The following is a 20,742-nucleotide window of genomic DNA, read 5'->3' as shown; positions in this document are numbered from 1 at the left end:
CGAACGCCGTCAGCAGGCCGCGGACCGCCCGCCGCCGGTAGAGCCGCGCGGGCGGCATCCCCGCCGCGCTCGATTCCGAACGGCTCGTGACGACTGTCTCGCAGGCGAGCCTGATTAGCGGTTGGTTCACTAAGCTTTCGGGCATGGCCGATCATGCTCCTTCCACCGTGTATATCGCCTCGCCCGAGGGGGACACCGGGAAGTCGACGGTGGCGCTCGGCGTGCTCGAGATGCTGTGCGCGACCACCGCGCGGGTCGGCGTCTTCCGGCCGATCACCCGGTCGACCACCGAGCCCGACTACATCCTCGAGCTGCTGCTCGAGCACAGCACCGCCGATATCGACTACGCGCAGGCCACCGGCGTCACCTACGAGCAGGTGCACGCCGACCCGGACGCCGCGATCAGCGAGATCGTGATGCGGTTCCACGAGGTCGCGAAGGTGTGCGACGCGGTGGTGGTGGTCGGCAGCGATTACACCGATGTCGCCAGCCCCAGCGAGCTGCGCTTCAACGCCAGGATCGCGGTGAATCTCGGCGCCGCCGTGCTGCTGGTGGTGCGCGGCGCCGATCGCACACCCGTCGAGGTGAAGCAGCTGGCCGAGCTGTGCCAGAGCGAGCTGGCCCTGGAACACGCGCAGCTGGTCGCCATCATCGCCAACCGCTGCGACCCTGCCCAGATCGATGACGTCGCCGCCGCGTTGCGTACCTCCGCCGTGCCGACTTGGACGCTGCCCGAAGTGCCGCTGCTCATCTCGCCGACGATGGCCGAACTGTGTAGCGCCATCGACGGCGAAATGTACAGCGGTGACCAGGAATTGCTGCAGCGCGAGGCGCTGAAGATCATGGTCGGCGGCATGACCGCCGAACACATTCTGGAGCGACTGGTGGACGGCGTCGTGGTGATCGCGCCCGGCGACCGCTCCGACGTGTTGCTCAGCGTGGTGAACGCGCATGAGGCAGAAGGCTTTCCGTCGCTGTCGGGCATCATCATGAACGGCGGCATGCTGCCCCATCCCGCGGTGGCGCGGCTGATGACCGGCCTGAAACCCAAGCTGCCGATCCTCACCACCGAGCTCGGCACCTACGACACCGCCAGCGCCGCGTACCGCACCCGCGGCCGCATGTCCGCGGGCAGCCCGCGCAAAGTAGACACCGCGCTCGCGTTGATGGAGGAACACGTCGACGCCGTGGAGTTGTTGCGGCGCATCGAAGTTCCGCGCACCAGCATCGTGACGCCGCAGATGTTCGAGTACCAGCTCATCGAGCGCGCCAGGGCCGACCGGAAACGGATCGTGCTGCCGGAGGGCGACGACGACCGCATCCTGCGCGCGGCCGGACGGGTGCTGCAACGCAAGATCGCCGATCTGGTGATCCTCGGCGACGAGCAGCTGGTCCGAGCCCGCGCCGCCGAACTCGGCGTCGACATCTCCGCCGCGGAGGTGCTCGATCCCCGAACCTCCGGCTACCTCGACGATTTCGCCAAGGAGTACACCGAGCTGCGCAAGCACAAAGGCATGACCGTCGAGCGCGCCCGCGAAACCATGTCCGACATCTCGTATTTCGGCACCATGATGGTCTACAAGGGCATCGCCGACGGCATGGTCTCCGGCGCCGCACACACCACGGCGCACACCATCCGGCCATCGTTCGAGATCATCAAAACGGTGCCCGGGGTGTCCACCGTGTCCAGCGTGTTCCTCATGTGTCTGGCCGACCGAGTGCTCGCCTACGGTGACTGCGCGGTGGTGCCCGACCCGACCTCGGAGCAGCTGGCCGACATCGCGATCTCCTCGGCGGGCACGGCGGCCCGGTTCGGTATCGAACCGCGCATCGCCATGCTGTCCTACTCGACCGGCGAATCCGGCAGCGGCGCGGACGTGGACAAGGTGCGGGTAGCCACCAAGCTGGTCCGCGACCGGACGCCGGAGCTGCCGGTGGAGGGCCCGATCCAGTACGACGCGGCGATCGAGCCGACCGTGGCCACCACCAAGCTGCCCGACTCCGAGGTGGCGGGCCGGGCGACGGTGTTCGTGTTTCCGGATCTCAATACCGGCAACAACACCTATAAGGCGGTGCAGCGCAGCGCGGGGGCGATCGCCATCGGGCCGGTGCTGCAGGGCCTGCGCAAGCCGGTCAACGACCTGTCCCGCGGCGCGCTGGTCGCCGACATCGTCAATACCGTGGCGATCACGGCGATCCAAGCTCAGGGGGACTGAGTGTCTTTCGGGACACAGATGGTTCGCGAGACGGAACAGGCGCTCCGCGAAGGTGGTTGCTGCGGAATGTGGGACCGCGAATCCAGCAGGCGTGATGAGTAGCGCGCCGGACCGGGTGTCCCGCCGAACACAGGAGGCGTGATGAGCGAAAGTATCGACGACCTGGTGCTGGTGATCAATTCCGGCTCGTCGTCCATCAAGTACCAACTCCTGGATCCGGAATCGGGCGCGGTGACGGCCGCCGGCATGGTCGATCGAATCGGCGAGGAGAACGCCGGGATCGAGCACCACGCCGACGGCGAAACCACCGAGCGGCGCAGCGCCGTCGCCGATCACACGGCCGGGCTGCGGTTGATCTTCGACACGTTCGCCGCGACGGGCCACGACCTCACCCGCTCCGGGATCCGCGCGGTAGGGCACCGGGTGGTGCACGGCGGCGAGGTGTTCTACCAGCCGACACTGATCGATGACGACGTGGTCACGGCGATCTCCGACCTGTCTTCGCTTGCCCCGCTGCACAATCCGGCAAATGTCGCGGGTATCGAGAGCGCCAGGGAACTGCTGCCCGACGTACCGCAGGTGGCCGTGTTCGACACCGCGTTCTTCCACGGCCTGCCCGACGCCGCGAAGACCTACGCCATCGACGCCAAAGTCGCTGCCGCGCACGGCATCCGGAAGTACGGCTTTCACGGCACCTCGCACGAGTACGTGTCCGGGCAGGTCGCCGAACTGCTCGGCCGCGACCCGGCGCAGCTGAACCAGATCGTCTTCCACCTGGGCAACGGTGCGTCGGCCTCGGCGATCCGCGGCGGGCACCCGACCGACACCACCATGGGGCTGACCCCGCTGGAGGGCTTGGTGATGGGTACCAGGTCCGGCGATCTCGACCCGGGCATCATCGCGCACCTGGTCCGCTCGGCCCACTTCGACATCGACCAGGTCGACAAGCTGTTGAATCGGGATTCCGGCATCAAGGGCCTGTCCGGCGTCAACGACTTCCGCGAACTGCAGCGCCTCATCGAGAACGGTGACATCGCGGCGAAACTCGCCTACGACGTCTACATCCACCGCCTGCGCCGCTACCTCGGCGCGTACCTGATCGACCTGGGCGGCGTCGACGCGATCACCTTCACCGCGGGTGTCGGCGAGAACAGCCCGCAGGTCCGCGCGGACGCGCTGGCCGGTCTGTCCCGCTTCGGCATCGAGGTCGACCCCACGGCGAACACCGCGAAAGACCGCACCGCCCGGCGTATTTCACCGCCGGACGCGGAGGTCGCCGTGCTGGTCGTCCCCACGAACGAAGAACTGGCCATCGCCCGCGCCGCCCACCGCGTCGCCGAAAGCGCCTGACCCGCAAGCCTGCTCAGACCCAGGTCTTGGCACGGATCGAGTTGGCGAGATCGACCAGCGCGTAGCGGTGGTTACGCCCGGGCGCGCTGCGCGCCAGCGCACGCAGCCCCGCCTCGGTACCCTCCCGCAGGCACCGTTCGGTGAACGGCGCGCCGAACAGCGTGGCATCGGGCCGTTTCGGGGTGTTGCCCGCCTGCAACCAGGCCAGCGCGGCACCGAGGACGAGCACCCGCATCTGGACCGCGCGCCCCTCTCCGGCGGGCAGGCTCTGCACTCGGGAGGCGGAGATGTGCAAGGTCGATTCGTCGAGTTCGGCCACCGGGGCGGCGGTGAGCAACAGCAGCACCGCGGTCATCCGGGCGGTGGTGAAATGCCGTGAGGCGGCGGGTACTTCGTCGAGCGCGTGCACCGCGTCCACCACGCGATCGACTGCCGCGAGCTGCCTGGCCAGTCCGAAGGCGGCACTCACCACCGCGCGATCGGTGCGCCAGACGGTGTCGTAGAACTTCTCCGCATACGCCCGCCACTGGCCCGGATCCGACGAATCCCAGTGTTGCAGAATCAATTCCGCGGTCGCGGCCAGCGCCAGCTTGGGCCCGATCTCGCCGGGCAGCACGCACAGCACACGGTCGAAGCTGGCGAAGGCCTGCTCGTACTCCACGTCGAGCAGCTGTGCCAGCCCGCGATACCAGCTGACGCGCCAATCGTTTTCGGGCAGCCGGGACAGCAGATGCAACACCGAGGCCGACTCGCCGAGATCCAGCCGTACCCGTGCCTCGGCCAGCCGCAGCTCCAGATCCAAGGTCTCCGGGGCATTGTCGGGGTCGGTCTCGGCCCGTTCCTGGGCGGCCCGGATGGCCTCCAGCGACTGCGCGGGCTCGGCATGCACGGTGGAGGCCAGCAGCGGCGCCGACGGGTCGCCCGAGTCGAGCAGCGGAACCGGCAGTGCCGCAACCACATCGCGGGCTTCGAGCAGCTTGCTGCGCGCCCGGCCATCGGCGTACGCGTCGGTCTGCCTGATCAGTTCCTCGGTGCCGAAGCTGGTCCGCGGCGGGCTGAACACCGTCGACAACTGCGGGTGCTCGGACCCGGTCTCCATCGCGAGGATTTCCCGCAGCACGCCCGACATCTGCGCGGACATGGCTCGGGCGGACGGGAATCGGCGCTCCGGGTCCGGATCGGTCGCGCACAGCAACAGGCGGTGGAAGAACTCGTAGCGCGCCAGCACCGGATGGTCCGCGGGATCGGGGATGCCATCGAGATAGCGGCCCTGCTCCATCGGCATCTCGAGGGTGAGCACGGCCAGGGTGCGCCCGACGGTGTAGATGTCCGACGCGACGGTGGGTCCGGTCTTCGCGATCTCCGGTGCCTGAAATCCCCTGGTGCCGTAGAGGTTTCCGTACGACTCGATGGTGGCGACGGCGCCCAGATCGATCAGCTTCACCTGATCCTCGGTGACCATGATGTTGTCGGGCTTGAGATCGTTGTAGGTCAGCCCGATCGAATGCAGGTACTCCAGCGCGGGCAGGATTTCCAGCAGGTAGGCGATGGCCTCGGCGACCGGCATCCGGTGCGGGCGGTCGAAGGAGTTGAGGATCTCGCGCAGCGACCGGCCGCCGACGTACTCCATGACGATGTAGCCGATCGGCGCACCGTCCTGGTCGGTGTGCTCGACGAAGTTGTGGATCTTGACGATGCTGGCGTGCGCCACCTCGGCCAGGAATTGGCGCTCGGCGACGGCGACCGCCTGGGCTTCGGCGTCACCGGTGTGCAGCAGGCCCTTGAGCACCACCCAGCGATCGCTGACGTTGCGGTCGATCGCGAGGTAGATCCAGCCGAGCCCGCCGTGTGCGATGCAGCCCTGCACCTCGTACTGGCCGGACACGATGTCGCCTTCGTGCAGCGACGGCCGGAAATCGTAAGGGGCGCCGCAGGTATCGCAGGTGCCGGTGGTCAGCGCGGGCCGGACCGCGGTGGCCCGGCCGACCGGGTTGCCACACCGCCAGCAGAACCGTTTGCCTTCCGACACCACGGGATCGGTCAAGACCGCGGCGCGCGGGTCGGCCGGCTCGACCGTCGGGATCGGCACCAGCCCACCGCCGAGCTTGCGCACCGTCGGCCGCGATCGCGCCGTGCGCACGCTGCGTCCAGAGGTCCGCATCGTCGCCGCCGAATCCGGCTCGGAGTCGGTACGCCATGCGCCGATGACGGTTTCGGCGGACGCCGCCGCACTGGGTGTCGGGCGGGACCCGCGGGCGAGTTCGGTGTGCACCGGCTCGTCCACGTCCCGCTCGCCTCGTGACATCTCGGTGTGCGCGGGCTCGTCCGCTTCTCGCGCTCCTCGCGACAGTTCGGTGTGCGCGGGCTCGTCCGCTTCTCGCGCTCCTCGCGACAGTTCGGTGTGCGCAAGCTCTTCCGCGCCCCGCGAACCCGTTGTCAGTTCGGTGTGCGCAGGCTCGTCCGCTTGCCGCGAACCCGTTGTCAGTTCGGTGTGCGCGGGCTCGTCCGCTTGCCGTGAACCTCGCGATAATTCGGTGTGTGCAGGCACCTCCCGCGATCCTCGGGATAGTTCGGTATGCGCGGGCCCGTCCGCACCCTCGCCGGAAACCATTGGGGCGGAGACGGATTCGTCCGACTCGGAGGTGGCGTCGTCAGCTGTGTTCATCGGCCGTCAGTCCACATAATTCGGTGCGGGCGGCCCCGGCGACGAGCCGAGCACGGTCAACCATTGGGCGTAACTGCGGTCCCAGGTGCCGTCGTTGCGGATGCGGTCGAGCGTGCCGTTCACGAAGCGCACCAGATCATCGTCACCCTTGGGGATCCCGATGCCGTAGGGCTCGACGCTGATGGTGTCGCCGACCACGGCCGTATAGGGGTCCTGCGCGGCCAGACCGGCCAGGATGGAGTCGTCGGTACTCACCGCGTCGACCTGCCGCTGCTGCAGCACCACGAGACAGTCGGCCCAGGTGGGCACCGAGAGCACGGTCGCGGCGGGCTGATAGTGCCGGATGCGGTCCAGCGAGGTGGTGCCGCGCACGATGCACACCCGTTTGCCCGCGAGGTCGGCGATGCCGTTGATCCCCGAGCTCTTCATCGCGAGCACCCGCTGTTTGGACCGCAGGTACACGGTGGAGAAGGTGACCTTCTGCCGCCGTTCACAGGTGATCGTCATGGTCTTCGCGACGAGGTCCACGTCGTGTTTCTGCAGCGCCTGTTCCCGGTCGGCCGAGCCGAGGGTGCGGTACTCGATCAGGTCCGGGCTGCCGAGCAGGTCGCGCGCGATCTCCCTGGCGATATCGGCATCGAAGCCGACGATGGCGCCGGAGGTCGGATCGCGGAAGCTGAACAGGTTGCTGCCCGCGTCCAGCCCGACGATCAACCTGCCGCGGGCCCGGATCGCATCGATCGTCGGCCCGCGCGCCGCGGTGCCCTCGCCGGTCGGGCGCAGGCTGGCCGTCGGGTCGCCGCACTGCTGGTCCTTCGGCGTCGCGATCGGCGAGTCCGTCAGCACCGGAACGGCTTTGGCGGGCAACGGCGGTTCGGTGTACTTGGCGGTGCTGGTCGGCAGCGGTGGCGGCGCGTCGCTGGTGCAGCCGCCGACCAGCGCGACGGCGGCTAGTGCGACGGCGAGGATGCCGTGCCCGCGCCTCATCGGTACTCCCGCAGTCGCGGCCACAGTCCGAGGCCGACGCAGCCCGCCGCGATGATGCCCAGCACCAGCGCGCCGGGGCCGAGGAAGTCGAGTACCCGCGCTGCCTGGGAGATGTTGTCGCGCAATGTATCCCGCGTTTCGTCGATGCCTTGCTCCAGTGCTCTGTCCAGTGCGTCCACCTGGGCCGCGACATCGGCGGCGCCCGGTCCGGTCGCCACCGTGGCCGCGCCGTTGTAGTCACCGCGGGCCAGCGTGTCGTTCATGCGCTGATGCGCCACCCGCCAACGACCCAGGGCCGGAATGGCATTGCGCACTTCGTCGGCGGCCGGGGCGGAACTCGGGTAGCCGCCGAGTAGATCGGCGAGGCGGGCGATGTTCGCGTCATAGGTCCGGTCGTAGTCGCCGGTCGCGTCTCGGTTCACCAGCTTCAGCGTCTCCGCCGAACGCGCCTGCTGAGCGAGAATCCGGCTCTCGGTGAGCCGCGAGGCGGGCACCGCACCGTCGTCGCGCCCGTTGATCATCGAGGTGGCCGACACCGCACCCGCGACCACGGTCCACGCCAACAGCACCAGCACCGCCGCCGAGGCGAGCAGCAGCCCGGGATTGAGCACCCGGCGCCAGCGTTTCGCCAGGTCGAACTGCGCCCACACCAGCGCGGCCAGCGCGAGCAGCACCAGCACAATGGCGGTCCACGGCGGCCGGACGTGGTTGCGCTGCGCCTCGGTGACCGCCGCCGAGCGCCGGTTGTGCAGCTCCTCGGCCATCGGCAGCACCGCCGTCTGCATCTGGTTGGAGGCCTCGCTCAGGTACGCGGCGCCCACGGGGTAGCCACTGCGATTGTTCGCGCGCGCGGTCTCCACGATGCCGGTGTACACCGGCAGGCTGGTGGCGATACCGGTGCGCAGCTGGGCATCGGTGTTGTCGGGCACGCCCGGTGCGGTGCCCGCGGCACGGCCGGCCTCCGCCACCAATTCCGCGGCGGACTCGCCGACCGCCTGGCTGTAGCGGTCCCGCACCGTTTGCGGCTCCAGCCCGCCCGCGATGAACGCGGTGCTGGCCGCGGCGTCGGCAATGGACAGCGACGTGTAGAGCCGATGCGCGGAGTACGCGTCCGGCTCGGTGTCGTCGAGCAGCACGTCCAGGGTCTGCTGCCGGTCACTGACCGTCGAACCGGTCACCCAGCCCGCGGCCAGGCACACGCCGATGAGCACCAGTCCGATTGCGATCAGCCGTCCCGGCGAGGAACTGGCGAACAGGCGCATCCGGGCTGGGTCGAACTGCTCGCGCATGAACGCGGCGCGCAGTGCCCCCGGACTATCCCGCGCGGCGAGCTCGGCGGTGGGCGACGGCCGGAGTACCGCCGTCGCCTGCTCGATCCGAGCCATGTCCACCTCCCCAGTCTGGGCCGCATTCGCGGATTTCTCGACGGACCGACCGGATATCCGGTCACCCCGTGTCTGTCGTTGCGGAGTTTATTGTGGTCGTAGCGGTGCCGTGGCGTGTGAAATACCCCTGCTTGGCTGTGGGACGCCGGTGCCGCGACGGCGGAACGAGGATGGGTGCCAGATGCGTGGTGACGGTGACGGGTGGTCGCGTGACCCCATTGGCATGCGGCGTTGGGGTCGTTTCGGAGCTGCCGGACTGCTGCTGCGCGCCCCGCTCGCCGGCGGCGGATCGGCGGTGCTGATGCAGCACCGTGCGGCGTGGAGTCATCAGGGCGGCACCTGGGCGCTGCCCGGCGGCGCCAGGGACAGTCACGAGACCCCGGTGCACGCCGCGGTGCGCGAGGCGTGGGAGGAGGCGGGCATCGACCCCGCGGACGTCCGGGTGCGCGCCGAGCGGGTGACCGCGTCCGCGCCGAGCGGCTGGACCTACACCACGGTGATCGCCGACGCCGTCGCGCCGCTGCCGACCAGCCGGAACAAGGAGAGCTCCGAACTGGCCTGGATTCCCGAGGCCGAGGTCGATGCCCGGCTGCTGCATCCCGGCTTCGCCGTCTCCTGGCCGGCGTTGCGCGCCGCGCCCGCCCGGGTCTGCCTCGACGAATTCGCGCAGGACGAAGCCGTCGCCGCCGCGCTGCCGCGCACGATCGATCTGGCCGATCGAGGTTTCTTCTGGCTGCATTCCGACCCCCACGGTCCCGGCGGTTACGCGAGGATCGTCGATCCGGTGGACACTGCACCACCACCCGTCGACCCGGTACCGAACGGCACCCCCGTCGCCGAGGCCGTGCTCTCGCTCACCCTCGGTCAAGTCCTCTCCTGAAACCAGTACCCGCGCGGCCCGAATGCGAATCAGGAGGCGTTGGCGAGCAGCGCCGTCTTGAGTTGCCGGGCAGCGGCTTCCGGGTCCCGCGCCTCGGTGATCGCGCGCACCACGACGATGCGGTCCGCGCCCGCCGCGAGCACGTCGGGCAGGTTGTTCGCGTCGATCCCGCCGATCGCGAACCACGGCCTGGTCGGGTGCGCGTCGGAGGTGGAGCGCACCAGCTCGATGCCCGCGGCCTGCCTGCCCGGCTTGGTCGGGGTCGCGTAGACCGGCCCGGTGCAGAAGTAGTCGATGTGTTCGTCGATCGCGGCCAGCCCGGCCTGCGCGCGGTTGTGCGTGGAGCGCCCGATCACCACGTCCTGGCCGAGGATGCGGCGCGCGTACCAGGGCGGCAGGTCGCCCTGCCCGAGGTGCAGCACGTCGGCGCCCGCGGCGAGCGCGATATCGGCGCGGTCGTTCACCGCGACCAGCGCGCCGTGCCTGCGCGCGGCGGCCTTCAGCTCGGCGAGGGCGCCGAGTTCGGCGCGCGCCTCCAGCGGGCCGAACTTCGCCTCGCCGGGCGACCCCTTGTCCCTGAGCTGGATGATGTCGACCCCGCCGGCGAAGGCCGCTTCGGCGAACTTGGCCAGATCGCCCTTGTCCCGTCTGGCGTCGGTACAGAGATAGAGGCGAGCGGTTGCCAAGCGCTCCCGGGGCGATGCGGGTCGAGCGGGGTGGGAGGGTTGCACGCCCTCGACCGTAGCCGCGCTACCGTGGGGATGCGAACGGCGGCACGAGCGCCGGGCCGACGAGGCGGTCGCGGCGGTCCCTGTGAAGGGACCCGCGCCCGCCACACATCGACCACACAGCGGCGGGCCCGTAGCGGGTCGACCAGGACGGGACCCGAGCACGCCGCTCCTCGGAGACCAAAGGCAGGTGGAAACGGATGCGGACGCTGGCCGTCGTAGGTGGCGGCGTCATCGGGCTCGGTGTGGCCTGGCGGGCCGCCGAGGCGGGCTGGTCGGTCACCCTGTTCGATCCCGCCGTCGGATCCGGCGCCTCGTGGGTGGCGGGCGGCATGCTCGCCCCGTTGTCCGAGGGCTGGCCGGGGGAGGACCGGGTGCTCGAGTTCGGCGCCGCCTCGCTGGCCCGCTGGCCGGAGTTCGCGGCCCGCGTCGAGGGCGCCACCGGCGTCGCGGTGCTGGTGGCCGACGCGACACTGACCGTCGCGCTGGACGCGGCCGACGCGGCGGACCTGCGCACGGTCGCCGAGTGGGTCGGTGGCCGCGGGCACGAGCTCCAGGTGCTGGACCGCGCGGGTGTGCGCGCGCTGGAGCCGAATCTCGCACGCACGGTGCGGGCTGGGCTGCACGCGTCCGCCGAGCCCGCCGTCGACAACCGTCGCCTGCTCGCCGCGCTCCGCCAGGCCGCTGAGGCCGCCGGCGTGCAGGTCCGCGCCGAATCCGTCACGGCGCTCGACGAACTCACCCACGATCAGGTCGTGCTCGCCGCGGGCGCCAGCTCCGCGCGGCTGTGGCCGGAACTGCCGGTTCGTCCGATCAAGGGTGAGATCCTGCGCCTGCGCCACCGTCCCGGCGTGGCCCCCGCACCGCAACGCGTCGTCCGGGCCAGGGTGCACGGCCGGTCGGTGTACCTCGTCCCCCGCCCGGACGGAATCGTGGTCGGCGCAACACAATACGAGGCGGGTTTCGACACCGCGGTGACCGTCGCCGGTGTGCGTGACCTGATCGCCGACGCCGAGGCCATCTTCCCGGGCATCGGCGAATACGAGCTGGCCGAGGCGAGCGCGGGTTCGCGCCCGGGCACCCCGGACAACCTGCCCCTGCTCGGCAGATTGAGCGACCGGGTGATCGCGGCCACCGGCCACGGCCGCAACGGCATGCTGACCATGCCGCTCACCGTGGACGCGGTACTCGCCCAGCTCACCGATACCCCGTTGCCCGAGGCGGAACCCGCCGACCCGCAACGTTTTTCGACGGCTCACCAGCCGTCCCCTTTGTCATCCGCAGGAGGAGTTCGATGACTTCGACATCCGTACCCATCGGCGTCACCGTGAACGGCACAGATCACGAGTTCGCCGAAACCCTCACCGTCCGTGAGCTGCTCACCCGCCTGGAGCTGCCGTCGCAGGGCATCGCGCTCGCGGTGGACGGCGCGGTGTTCCCCAAGTCCCGCTGGGACGAGCCGGTCGGTCGCGGCTGGCAGATCGAGGTACTGACGGCGGTCCAGGGTGGCTGACGTCGAGAGCGCTTACGCCTCACTGCGCATCGCGGACCGCGAGTTCGGGTCCCGCCTCATCATGGGCACCGGCGGCGCGGACAACCTCGCCGTGCTCGAGGAGGCGCTCATCGCCTCCGGCACCGAGCTCACCACCGTGGCCATGCGCCGGGTGGACGCCGCGGGCGGCACCGGCGTGCTGGATCTGTTGAAGCGCTTGAACATCGCGCCGCTGCCCAATACCGCGGGCTGTCGCACCGCGGCCGAGGCGGTGCTCACCGCGCAGCTGGCGCGTGAGGCGCTCGACACCAACTGGGTCAAGCTGGAGGTGGTCGCCGACGAGCGCACCCTGCTGCCCGATCCGATCGAATTGGTCACCGCCGCAGAGCAACTCGTCGACGACGGTTTCGTGGTGCTGCCCTACACCACCGACGACCCGATCCTCGCGCGCAGGCTGGAGGACGCGGGCTGCGTCGCGGTGATGCCGCTGGGCTCCCCGATCGGCACCGGTCTCGGCATCGGCAATCCGCACAACATCGAGATGATCGTCGCGGAGGCGAAGGTCCCGGTCATCCTGGACGCGGGCATCGGCACCGCCAGCGACGCCGCCCTGGCCATGGAGCTCGGCTGCTCGGCCGTGCTGCTGGCCACCGCCGTCACCAGGGCCCGTCAACCGGAGTTGATGGCCGAGGCGATGGCGGCCGCGGTGCGCGCGGGTTATCTGGCGCGCCAGGCGGGTCGCATTCCCAAGCGGTTCTGGGCGCAGGCGTCGTCCCCCTCGCTCTGACCAGGTCGTCTACCTGATCTTGCCTGCTCAGGCGGCGGGTCAGGGTGCCGTGACCGGGGTAGTCAGGGTGCAGTCATCCTCGAGGATGATCGAACTCGACACTTTGTAGTGACGCGCGTCGCGGCATTTTCCGGAATGCTGGTCGTCATGATCGAGCTGAGAGGGCTGACCAAGCACTACGGGCAGACCGTCGCGGTTCAGGATCTTTCCTTCACCGTTCGACCCGGACAGGTGACGGGGTTCCTGGGCCCGAACGGAGCCGGTAAGTCGACGACGATGCGGATGATCCTGGGGCTGGACAAGCCGACCGCAGGTACCGCACACATCTTGGGCAAGCCATACCGCGAACTGGACCATCCGCTCCGCACCGTCGGCGCGCTGCTCGACGCCAAGTGGGTGCATCCGAATCGCTCGGCGCGCGCCCACCTGGAGTGGATGGCCGCGTCCAACGACATCGCCAAGTCCCGGGTGGAGGAGGTGCTGCGGCTGGTCGGCCTGTCCGAGGTGGCGGGCAAGACCGCGGGCGGCTTCTCGCTCGGCATGTCCCAGCGGCTCGGCCTGGCCGGTGCCCTGCTCGGCGACCCGCAGGTGCTGCTGTTCGACGAGCCGGTCAACGGCCTCGACCCCGAAGGCATCCTCTGGATCCGCCGATTCATGCAGCGGCTGGCCGCCGAGGGACGCACCGTCCTGGTCTCCAGCCACCTGCTCTCGGAAATGGCGCAGACCGCCGAACACCTCGTGGTGATCGGCCGTGGCCAGCTCATCTCCGACAGCACCACGCAGGAATTCATCGAGCGCGCCTCCGAGCAGTCGGTGCGCGTGCGCAGCCCGCAGCTCGACCAGTTGCGCAGCGTGCTCACCTCGAACGGCATGACGGTCCGCGAAGACGGCAGCGGTCAGGACGGGCCCGCGCTCGTCGTGGCGGGTGTGCCCAGTGACGCGGTCGGCAAGCTGGCCGGCGCCAACGACATCACGCTGTTCGAGCTTGCGCCGCAACGCGCTTCGCTGGAAGAGGCGTTCATGCGGATGACCGGCGGCGCTGTGCAGTACCACGGCGAAGGCTTCGATCAAGCGATGGGAGGTGCGCTCTGATGGGCGTGCTGGCAGCAGAACGAATCAAGCTCACCTCGACCAGGTCGCCCTGGTGGTGCTCCGGCATCGTCGTGGTGCTCGCCATCGGGCTCGCCGCGCTGTTCGCGCTGGTCACCAAGTCCGCGGGCGACAACCCGGCGGAGGGGACCCCGGTGCTCGACGTGAGCACCGCGACGGCGGGTGTCGTCGGCTTCGGCGTGATGGTGCTGATGATCATGGCGGCGTTGACCGTGACCAGCGAGTACCGGTTCGGCGTTATCCGCACGACGTTCCAGGCGGTGCCCAATCGCATCAAGGTGCTGGTGACCAAGACGGTCCTCGTCGGTGCCTTCAGTGCCGTGCTCACCACCATCCTCGCCTTCGTCGCCATCGGCGTGGCCAAGGCCATCGGCGGGTCCGCGCCCGCGGCGAACCTGACCTTGGACGGGCAGTGGCGGGCCGTCTACGGCATCCCGATCTACGCCTTCCTGATGATCGCGGTCGCCGTCGGCGTCGGCGTGCTGGTCCGGCAGTCCGCGGCGGCGATCTCGCTGATCGTGCTGTGGTCGTTGCTGATCGAGCCGCTGCTCGGCGCCTTCGGCAGCTTCGGCCGCAATGTCACACCCTTCCTGCCCTTCCAGAACGCGAGCCACTTCCTCAGCGTCTCCGAGTCCGGTGCCAACTGGCACTGGGGCCCGTGGGGCAGCCTGCTCTACTTCATCGGCTTCACCGCGATCGTCTACGGTGCGGCGCTGGTCATGATCAACCAGCGCGACGCCTGACGGCACAAACCACCCGAGTTGCCTTCCCTCGCCACTCGGGTCTGGGGCGCCGACCTTGTCGGGAGGTCCGCGCGCCCCGTCACCGCCCCGCCACTGCCCGGCGGACGGTGTGACATCGGCCCGGTGCGATTCCTTCGCACCGGGCCGATGGCGTTCTCGGGGAGATGTCGCGAGGCCGCTCGGAGCGCTTGCGAGGACGGATGTCCGAGGCCGCTCGGAGCGCTTGCGAGGACGGATGTCCGAGGCCGCATTATTACCGGTCAAATGCCCATGTGAACATCGCAAAAACTGTGAAACACGTCGCTTCAACCATGCCGAAACCGCGAGTAGAGTTCGAGTCAGCAACCAGCTCGTTATCCATCGGCGGCCCCAATGTCGTGCCCGCTCAGTCCGTCGGGAGGTAGCAGGTGGCCATGATCAGCGATCCGCCGACGACAGGTCGGCTGAGATACCCTCTGGGCGTGAGCGAAACACCTTCCGGCGGTGCTGCGCCCGGGTCGGAGCCGGAGGACGAGAACGGCCGTCCGCCCGAGGTCGTCATCCCGCTGGTGCCCGCGGACGAGGACGGTCCGATCCGTCGTTCCGGGGCCGGGCTGCGTAAAGGTCAGCTTTCGGCGCTGATGAACGTGGCGAACAATCGGTCGGACTTCATCGGTGTGCTCCGCAAGGCGCGGGAGCAGTTGCCAGGTGATCCCTCGTTCGGCGATCCGCTGTCGGTGACCGGCCCCGGTGGTGCCCGCGCCGTCGCGCGAGCCGCGGACAAACTGGTCGGTGACACTCCGAGTGCGGCTCGGGAAATCGGTTTCGGCGCCTTGCAGGTCTGGCAGGCGATGCTGGAGCGCGTCGGCCGCGGCAAAGGTAACGCGGAAGTAACTGTCATGTTCACCGATCTGGTGGCCTTCTCCAGCTGGTCGCTCTCCGCGGGCGACGAGGCCACGCTGGAGCTGCTGCGCCGGGTCGCCAAGGCCATCGAGCCGCCGATCGCCGAGCGCGGTGGTCAGGTGGTCAAGCGGATGGGCGACGGCGTGATGGCGGTGTTCCCCTCGGCCGAACGGGCCGTGCGCGCCGCGATCAATGCCAAGCGCAACCTGGCCGACGTCAAGGTGCGCGACTACCGGCCGCAGATGCGGATCGGACTGCACACCGGCTCACCGCGCGAGATCGGCGGCGACTGGCTCGGGGTGGACGTCACCATCGCGGCCAGGGTGATGGAGGCGGGCGGCAACGGCAACACCATGCTGTCCGAGGCGACGCTGCAGTCGCTGCAGCCGGAGACCCTGGCCGAACTGGGTCACACGGTGAAGCCGTACCGCCGCAGCTTCTTTGCCGCGCCGCTCAGCGGGGTCCCCGAGGACCTGCGCATCTTCAAGCTGTCCGAGAACTGAGTCAGCCGCCGATCCACCAGGCGATGCCGCCCGCGATCGCCAGCACGGCGAGCACGGCCAGCGCGATCGCCAGCTTGCGCGCCGTTTTCCAAGTGGAGTAGACGCCGCCGAGCAGAAATCCGGCAAGCGCGAAGAGGATCAACACAGTGACGTCGGAAGGCACTGTGTCTATTTTGCAGCGCCTGCGGCGCTGCGTGTTCGCGGCCCCCTTAGTCTCGCGTCCGAGCGGCCGAGACTAGCGACTTCGTCGCGTGCGCTTCGGCCACTCGGACGCGAGACGGGCCGCGAACGGCGCTCGCAAAACTCGCGCGTGGGGGTTGGGTAAGCGGGGTTCGATCGGCGGCGGGTTGAACCTGATCTGAACCACTGATCATTAACAAGCACGCGCGCTTGCTTTTTTCTGGCTCGGGTGTGATGCTGGTCTCCGGAACGCGGACTTCATGGGTGCGGCACGCGGTTGTGCCCTGTCCGCCGTTACAGGAGGCATTCCCACTGATGAGTGTGCTGGCCGCCGACCCGGACGTGCTCCGGATCGGCAACTGTTCCGGTTTCTATGGTGACCGCCTGAGCGCCATGCGCGAGATGCTCGAAGGTGGGCAGCTCGACGTGCTCACCGGCGACTATCTCGCCGAACTCACCATGCTGATCCTCGGCCGCGACCGGATGAAGGATCCGAGCCTCGGCTACGCCAAGACCTTCGTGAAGCAGATCGAGGACTGCCTTGGGCTCGCGCTGGAACGCAACGTGCAGATCGTCGCGAACGCGGGCGGACTCAACCCGGCCGGTCTGGCGCAGCGCCTCCGCAAGGTGGCCGCCGACCTCGGGCTGGACGCGAAGATCGCGCACGTCGAAGGCGACGACCTGCTCGCGCGCGCAAGCGAACTCGGCCTCGGCGCACCGCTCACCGCCAACGCCTACCTCGGTGCCTGGGGCATCGTCGAATGCCTGAACGCGGGAGCCGACATCGTGGTCACCGGCCGGGTCACCGACGCCTCGGTGATCGTCGGTCCGGCGGCGGCCCACTTCGGTTGGGGCCGAACCGATTACGACGCACTCGCGGGCGCGGTGGTGGCGGGGCACGTCATCGAATGCAGCACCCAGGCCACCGGCGGCAACTACGCGTTCTTCACCGAGCTCGAAGATCTGGGCAGGCCGGGCTTCCCGATCGCCGAAATCCGCAGGGACGGCAGCAGCGTCATCACCAAGCACGACGGCACCGGCGGCGCGGTCACCGTCGACACCGTCGAAGCGCAGCTCATGTACGAGATCCAGGGGCCGAGGTACGCCGGGCCCGACGTGACCGCGCGACTGGACTCCATCCGCCTCGATGAGGACGGCCGCGATCGGGTGTTGATCAGCGGTGTCGTCGGCGAGGCCCCGCCGGAGCAGTTGAAGGTGTCGCTGAACACGCTCGGCGGGTTCCGCAACGAGATGGAGTTCATCCTCACCGGACTCGACATCGAGGCGAAAGCCGCACTGGCGCAACGGCAATTGGAGTCCTGGTTGACGATCAGGCCCGCCGAACTCGACTGGACGCTGGCGCGGCTGGACCGCCCGGACGCCGAGACCGAGGAGCAGGCCAGCGCGCTGCTGCGCTGCGTGGTGCGCGATCCGGACCCGAACAAGGTCGGGCGTGCGTTCTCCAGCGTGGCCGTCGAACTGGCACTGGCCAGCTACCCGGGTTGCAGCTTTACCACGTTGCCCGGCAACGGTTCTCCCTACGGCGTGTATACGCCGGGATTCGTCGCCGCCACCGAGGTGCCGCATATCGCGGTGCTGCCGGACGGCTCGCGCGTCGACATCGCGCCCGCCTCCGACACGCTGACATTGGCCGACGTTGCCGAGCCCGAACTGCCGGAACCGTTGCCCAGCAGCGAAACCCGGCGTGCTCCGCTGGGCACGATTGCCCTGGCCCGCAGCGGCGACAAGGGCGGCAACGCCAATATCGGTGTCTGGGTACGCACCGACGAGCAGTGGCGCTGGCTGGCGCACACGCTCACCGTCGAGCGCGTCAAAGAGCTACTGCCCGAAACGGCCCCGCTGACGGTCACCAGGCATATGCTGCCCAACCTGCGGGCGGTGAACTTCATCATCGAAGGCCTACTCGGTCAGGGCGTCGCCTATCAGGCTCGATTCGACCCCCAGGCCAAGGGACTCGGCGAATGGTTGCGGTCCCGTCATCTCGACATCCCATTGGAGCTGTTATGAACTCAGTATCGCGGAGCGATTCGTCCGGGGGCGGTGGTCGGGCGACGGGTGGGCGTGTCAGTCCGTGGAACACCCCCGAGCGGCGTGAATTGCGCGCCACGGTAAGGGGTTTCGCCGAGCGTGAAGTCCTGCCCTATATGGACGATTGGGAACGCGAGGGGGAGATCCCGCGCGAACTACACAAGAAGGCCGGCGCGCTCGGCCTGCTGGGCATCCAATTCCCCGAGTCCGTGGGCGGTTCCGGCGGTGACGGCATCGACGCGATGATCGTCTGCGAGGAAATGCACCAGTCCGGCGCTTCCGGTGGCTTGTTCGCCTCGCTGTTCACCTGTGGCATCGCGGTGCCGCACATGATCGCCTCGGGCAATGCCGAGCAGATCGAGCGCTGGGTGCGCCCGACGCTGGCGGGGGAGAAGATCGGCTCGCTCGCCATCACCGAACCCGGCGGCGGCTCCGACGTCGGGCATCTCACCACCACCGCGCGCCGCGACGGCGACCACTACATCGTCAACGGCGCCAAGACCTTCATCACCTCCGCCTGCCGCGCCGACTACGTGGTCACCGCGGTGCGCACGGGCGGCCCTGGCTCCGGCGGGATTTCGCTGCTGGTGGTCGAGAAGGGAACACCGGGCTTCACGGTCAGCCGCAAGCTGGACAAGATGGGTTGGCGCGCCTCCGACACCGCTGAACTGTCCTACGTGGACGTGCGGGTGCCCGCGGAAAATCTGGTCGGCCCGGAGAACTCCGGCTTCTTCCAGATCGCGGGCGCGTTCGTCAGCGAGCGCGTCGGTCTTGCGGTGCAGGCGTATTCGAGTGCGCAGCGCTGTCTCGACCTGACCCTCGAGTGGGTGCGCAGCCGGGAAACCTTCGGCCGCCCGCTGATCAGCAGGCAGGCCGTGCAGAACACCGTCACCGAGATGGCCCGCCGCATCGACGTGGCCCGCGTGTACACCCGAGACGTGGCGCAGCGCAGCGCGAACGGCGAGACCGACCTGATCGCCGAGGTGTGCTTCGCCAAGAACACCGCCGTCGAAGCGGGCGAGTGGGTGGCCAACCAGGCCGTCCAGCTGTTCGGCGGCCTGGGCTACATGCGCGAATCCGAGGTGGAACGCCAGTACCGCGACATGCGCATCCTCGGCATCGGCGGTGGCACCACCGAGATCCTCACCGGCCTCGCCGCCAAACGATTGGGGTACCAGGCATGACGACACTGCGCAGCACGCTGGATACCGCATCGCCGGAGTACGCGGCGGCGGCGGAAGCCATGGCGGCCAAGCTGACTGAGGTCGAGGGCGAGTTCGCCAAGGCGATCGCCGGTGGCGGCCCGGACAAGCTGGCCAGGCATCGCAAGCGCGGCAAGCTGACCGCGCGTGAACGGGTCGAACTGCTCATCGACGAGGACTCGCCGTTCCTGGAGCTGTGCCCGCTGGCGGGCTGGGGCAGCGAATTCCACGTCGGGGCAAGCACTATCGCGGGGATCGGCATCGTCGAGGGCGTCGAATGCATGATCGTCGCGCCCGACCCGACCGTGCGCGGCGGCACCTCGAACCCGTGGACGCTGCGAAAGACGTTGCGCATCAACGACATCGTCCGGGAGAACCGGTTGCCGGTGATCTCCCTGGTCGAGTCCGGCGGCGCGGATCTGCCGACGCAGAAGGAAGTCTTCGTCCCCGGCGGCCGGATGTTCCGCGACCTCACCCAGGCCTCGGCCGCGGGTATCCCGACCATCGCTCTCGTCTTCGGCAACTCGACCGCGGGCGGCGCCTACATTCCTGGCATGTCCGACCACGTGGTGATGATCAAGGAGCGCTCCAAGGTGTTCCTCGGCGGCCCGCCGCTGGTCAAGATGGCCACCGGCGAGGAGTCCGACGACGAATCGCTCGGCGGCGCCGACATGCACGCCCGTGTTTCCGGCCTGGCCGACTACTACGCGGTCGACGAGCAGGACGCGATCCGCATCGGCCGCTCCATCGTCCGGCGGCTCAACTGGCGCAAGCAGGGCCCCGCGCCGCGCACCGAGGTGATCGAGCCGCTCTACGACCCCGAGGACCTGCTCGGCATCGTGCCCACCGATCTGAAGATCCCGTTCGACCCGCGCGAGGTGATCGCGCGCATCGTCGACGGCTCCGACTTCGACGAGTTCAAGCCGCTGTACGGCGGCAGCCTGGTCACCGGATGGGCTGAGCTGCACGGGTATCCGATCGGCATCCTGGCCAACGCGCGTGGTGTGCTGTTCTCCGAGGAGTCGCAGAAGGCGACCCAGTTCATCCAGCTGGCCAACAAGACCGACACCCCATTGCTGTTCCTGCACAACACCACCGGCTACATGGTCGGCAAGGAGTACGAGCAGCGCGGCATCATCAAGCACGGCGCGATGATGATCAACGCGGTCTCCAACTCGAAGGTGCCGCATATTTCGGTGTTGATGGGCGCCTCCTACGGTGCCGGGCACTACGGCATGTGCGGACGCGCCTTCGACCCGCGCTTCGTCTACGCCTGGCCCAGTGCGAAATCCGCCGTGATGGGCGGTGCGCAGCTGGCGGGCGTCATCTCGATCGTCGGCCGGGCGGCCGCCGAGGCCAAGGGCATGCCGTTCAACGAGGAGGCCGACGCCGGGATGCGCGCCATGATCGAGGCGCAGATCGAGGCCGAGTCGCTGGCCATGTTCATGTCCGGGCGCCTGTTCGACGACGGCGTCATCGATCCGCGCGATACCCGAACGGTGTTGGGAATGTCCTTGTCGGCCATTCACAATGCCCCGATCAAGGGCGCCGATGGCTTCGGCGTCTTCCGAATGTGAGGGGGA

Annotated in this window: 17 protein-coding genes; 12 read left to right on the top strand and 5 right to left on the bottom strand. The window is 69.0% G+C overall.

Annotated features, from left to right (window positions below):
- The first annotated feature begins 143 nt into the window (after window positions 1–143).
- The gene (pta, locus tag IBX18_RS02690; RefSeq protein ID WP_194832163.1) at window positions 144–2,216 is read left to right on the top strand and encodes a phosphate acetyltransferase; all 2,073 of its coding nucleotides are present in this window, start codon (window positions 144–146) and stop codon (window positions 2,214–2,216) included.
- A 141-nt stretch (window positions 2,217–2,357) separates the two neighbouring features.
- Entirely contained in the window at window positions 2,358–3,566 is a 1,209-nt protein-coding gene (locus IBX18_RS02685) for an acetate kinase (protein ID WP_194832162.1), read from the top strand.
- 13 nt (window positions 3,567–3,579) lie between these two features.
- Here the strand turns inward: IBX18_RS02685 and IBX18_RS02680 are convergent, their stop codons facing one another.
- The 3 genes from IBX18_RS02680 to IBX18_RS02670 form a co-directional block, all read right to left on the bottom strand.
- Window positions 3,580–5,871, bottom strand: a complete 2,292-nt coding sequence (locus tag IBX18_RS02680) for a serine/threonine-protein kinase PknG (RefSeq protein WP_194832711.1) — start codon at window positions 5,869–5,871, stop codon at window positions 3,580–3,582.
- Window positions 5,872–6,237: 366 nt separating this feature from the next.
- The gene (locus tag IBX18_RS02675) at window positions 6,238–7,218 is read right to left on the bottom strand and encodes a glutamate ABC transporter substrate-binding protein (protein WP_194832161.1); all 981 of its coding nucleotides are present in this window, start codon (window positions 7,216–7,218) and stop codon (window positions 6,238–6,240) included.
- Window positions 7,215–8,603 (bottom strand): hypothetical protein, encoded by a 1,389-nt coding sequence (locus tag IBX18_RS02670; RefSeq protein WP_194832160.1) that lies wholly within the window; start codon window positions 8,601–8,603, stop codon window positions 7,215–7,217. Before IBX18_RS02670 ends, IBX18_RS02675 begins: the two co-directional genes overlap by 4 nt.
- Window positions 8,604–8,784: 181 nt before the next feature.
- On the opposite strand from IBX18_RS02670, the gene IBX18_RS02665 reads away from it, so the two are divergent.
- Entirely contained in the window at window positions 8,785–9,483 is a 699-nt protein-coding gene (locus tag IBX18_RS02665) for an NUDIX hydrolase (protein WP_194832159.1), read from the top strand.
- A gap of 29 nt (window positions 9,484–9,512) precedes the next feature.
- Here IBX18_RS02665 and thiE read toward each other — a convergent pair whose 3' ends face one another.
- Window positions 9,513–10,214, bottom strand: a complete 702-nt coding sequence (gene thiE / locus IBX18_RS02660; RefSeq protein ID WP_135233812.1) for a thiamine phosphate synthase — start codon at window positions 10,212–10,214, stop codon at window positions 9,513–9,515.
- Between the two features lie 197 nt (window positions 10,215–10,411).
- On the opposite strand from thiE, the gene thiO reads away from it, so the two are divergent.
- The 6 genes from thiO (at window position 10,412) to IBX18_RS02630 (ending at window position 15,728) form a co-directional block, all read left to right on the top strand.
- The gene (gene thiO, locus IBX18_RS02655) at window positions 10,412–11,509 is read left to right on the top strand and encodes a glycine oxidase ThiO (protein ID WP_194832158.1); all 1,098 of its coding nucleotides are present in this window, start codon (window positions 10,412–10,414) and stop codon (window positions 11,507–11,509) included.
- Entirely contained in the window at window positions 11,506–11,724 is a 219-nt protein-coding gene (gene thiS / locus IBX18_RS02650) for a sulfur carrier protein ThiS (protein WP_107659753.1), read from the top strand. Before thiO ends, thiS begins: the two co-directional genes overlap by 4 nt.
- The gene (locus IBX18_RS02645; protein WP_194832157.1) at window positions 11,717–12,490 is read left to right on the top strand and encodes a thiazole synthase; all 774 of its coding nucleotides are present in this window, start codon (window positions 11,717–11,719) and stop codon (window positions 12,488–12,490) included. The genes thiS and IBX18_RS02645 overlap by 8 nt, the downstream gene beginning before the upstream one ends.
- 147 nt (window positions 12,491–12,637) lie before the next feature.
- Window positions 12,638–13,582 carry an ABC transporter ATP-binding protein gene (locus IBX18_RS02640; protein ID WP_194832156.1) on the top strand — a complete coding sequence of 315 codons (945 nt, stop codon included), beginning with the start codon at window positions 12,638–12,640 and terminating at the stop codon, window positions 13,580–13,582.
- Window positions 13,582–14,343: an ABC transporter permease gene (locus tag IBX18_RS02635; RefSeq protein WP_194832155.1), complete on the top strand. Its 762-nt coding sequence runs from the start codon at window positions 13,582–13,584 to the stop codon at window positions 14,341–14,343. Before IBX18_RS02640 ends, IBX18_RS02635 begins: the two co-directional genes overlap by 1 nt.
- A gap of 620 nt (window positions 14,344–14,963) precedes the next feature.
- Window positions 14,964–15,728, top strand: coding sequence for an adenylate/guanylate cyclase domain-containing protein (locus tag IBX18_RS02630; protein ID WP_228540414.1), 765 nt, complete (start codon window positions 14,964–14,966; stop codon window positions 15,726–15,728).
- Between the two features lies 1 nt (window position 15,729).
- Here IBX18_RS02630 and IBX18_RS02625 read toward each other — a convergent pair whose 3' ends face one another.
- Window positions 15,730–15,891: a hypothetical protein gene (locus IBX18_RS02625; RefSeq protein WP_194832153.1), complete on the bottom strand. Its 162-nt coding sequence runs from the start codon at window positions 15,889–15,891 to the stop codon at window positions 15,730–15,732.
- Window positions 15,892–16,223: 332 nt separating this feature from the next.
- Here IBX18_RS02625 and IBX18_RS02620 point away from each other — a divergent pair, with 332 nt between their 5' ends.
- Genes IBX18_RS02620 through IBX18_RS02610 form a run of 3 tightly spaced genes read left to right on the top strand, consistent with a single transcriptional unit; the run spans window position 16,224 to window position 20,736 of the window.
- The gene (locus IBX18_RS02620; RefSeq protein WP_194832152.1) at window positions 16,224–17,936 is read left to right on the top strand and encodes an acyclic terpene utilization AtuA family protein; all 1,713 of its coding nucleotides are present in this window, start codon (window positions 16,224–16,226) and stop codon (window positions 17,934–17,936) included.
- The gene (locus IBX18_RS02615; RefSeq protein ID WP_194832151.1) at window positions 17,933–19,141 is read left to right on the top strand and encodes an acyl-CoA dehydrogenase family protein; all 1,209 of its coding nucleotides are present in this window, start codon (window positions 17,933–17,935) and stop codon (window positions 19,139–19,141) included. The genes IBX18_RS02620 and IBX18_RS02615 overlap by 4 nt, the downstream gene beginning before the upstream one ends.
- Window positions 19,138–20,736 carry an acyl-CoA carboxylase subunit beta gene (locus IBX18_RS02610; RefSeq protein ID WP_147138172.1) on the top strand — a complete coding sequence of 533 codons (1,599 nt, stop codon included), beginning with the start codon at window positions 19,138–19,140 and terminating at the stop codon, window positions 20,734–20,736. The genes IBX18_RS02615 and IBX18_RS02610 overlap by 4 nt, the downstream gene beginning before the upstream one ends.
- Window positions 20,737–20,742 lie beyond the last annotated feature (6 nt).

Origin of the sequence: Nocardia sp. XZ_19_369, from assembly GCF_015355715.1 — a bacterium.
Classification (GTDB): Bacteria; Actinomycetota; Actinomycetes; order Mycobacteriales; family Mycobacteriaceae; genus Nocardia.
The sequence above is the reverse complement of the archived record's forward strand: the minus strand, read 5'-3'. Positions and strand labels throughout refer to the sequence as shown.

Coding starts and splice junctions, on each gene's coding strand:
- IBX18_RS02670 (WP_194832160.1), bottom strand. CDS start 8,603: ATGGCTCGGATCGAGCAGGCGACGGCGGTACTCCGGCCGTCGCCCACC.
- IBX18_RS02630 (WP_228540414.1), top strand. CDS start 14,964: ATGAACGTGGCGAACAATCGGTCGGACTTCATCGGTGTGCTCCGCAAG.
- IBX18_RS02675 (WP_194832161.1), bottom strand. CDS start 7,218: ATGAGGCGCGGGCACGGCATCCTCGCCGTCGCACTAGCCGCCGTCGCG.
- IBX18_RS02685 (WP_194832162.1), top strand. CDS start 2,358: ATGAGCGAAAGTATCGACGACCTGGTGCTGGTGATCAATTCCGGCTCG.
- IBX18_RS02680 (WP_194832711.1), bottom strand. CDS start 5,871: ATGTCACGAGGCGAGCGGGACGTGGACGAGCCGGTGCACACCGAACTC.
- thiS (WP_107659753.1), top strand. CDS start 11,506: ATGACTTCGACATCCGTACCCATCGGCGTCACCGTGAACGGCACAGAT.
- IBX18_RS02665 (WP_194832159.1), top strand. CDS start 8,785: ATGCGTGGTGACGGTGACGGGTGGTCGCGTGACCCCATTGGCATGCGG.
- IBX18_RS02615 (WP_194832151.1), top strand. CDS start 17,933: ATGAACTCAGTATCGCGGAGCGATTCGTCCGGGGGCGGTGGTCGGGCG.
- thiO (WP_194832158.1), top strand. CDS start 10,412: ATGCGGACGCTGGCCGTCGTAGGTGGCGGCGTCATCGGGCTCGGTGTG.
- pta (WP_194832163.1), top strand. CDS start 144: ATGGCCGATCATGCTCCTTCCACCGTGTATATCGCCTCGCCCGAGGGG.
- IBX18_RS02640 (WP_194832156.1), top strand. CDS start 12,638: ATGATCGAGCTGAGAGGGCTGACCAAGCACTACGGGCAGACCGTCGCG.
- IBX18_RS02635 (WP_194832155.1), top strand. CDS start 13,582: ATGGGCGTGCTGGCAGCAGAACGAATCAAGCTCACCTCGACCAGGTCG.
- IBX18_RS02610 (WP_147138172.1), top strand. CDS start 19,138: ATGACGACACTGCGCAGCACGCTGGATACCGCATCGCCGGAGTACGCG.
- IBX18_RS02620 (WP_194832152.1), top strand. CDS start 16,224: ATGAGTGTGCTGGCCGCCGACCCGGACGTGCTCCGGATCGGCAACTGT.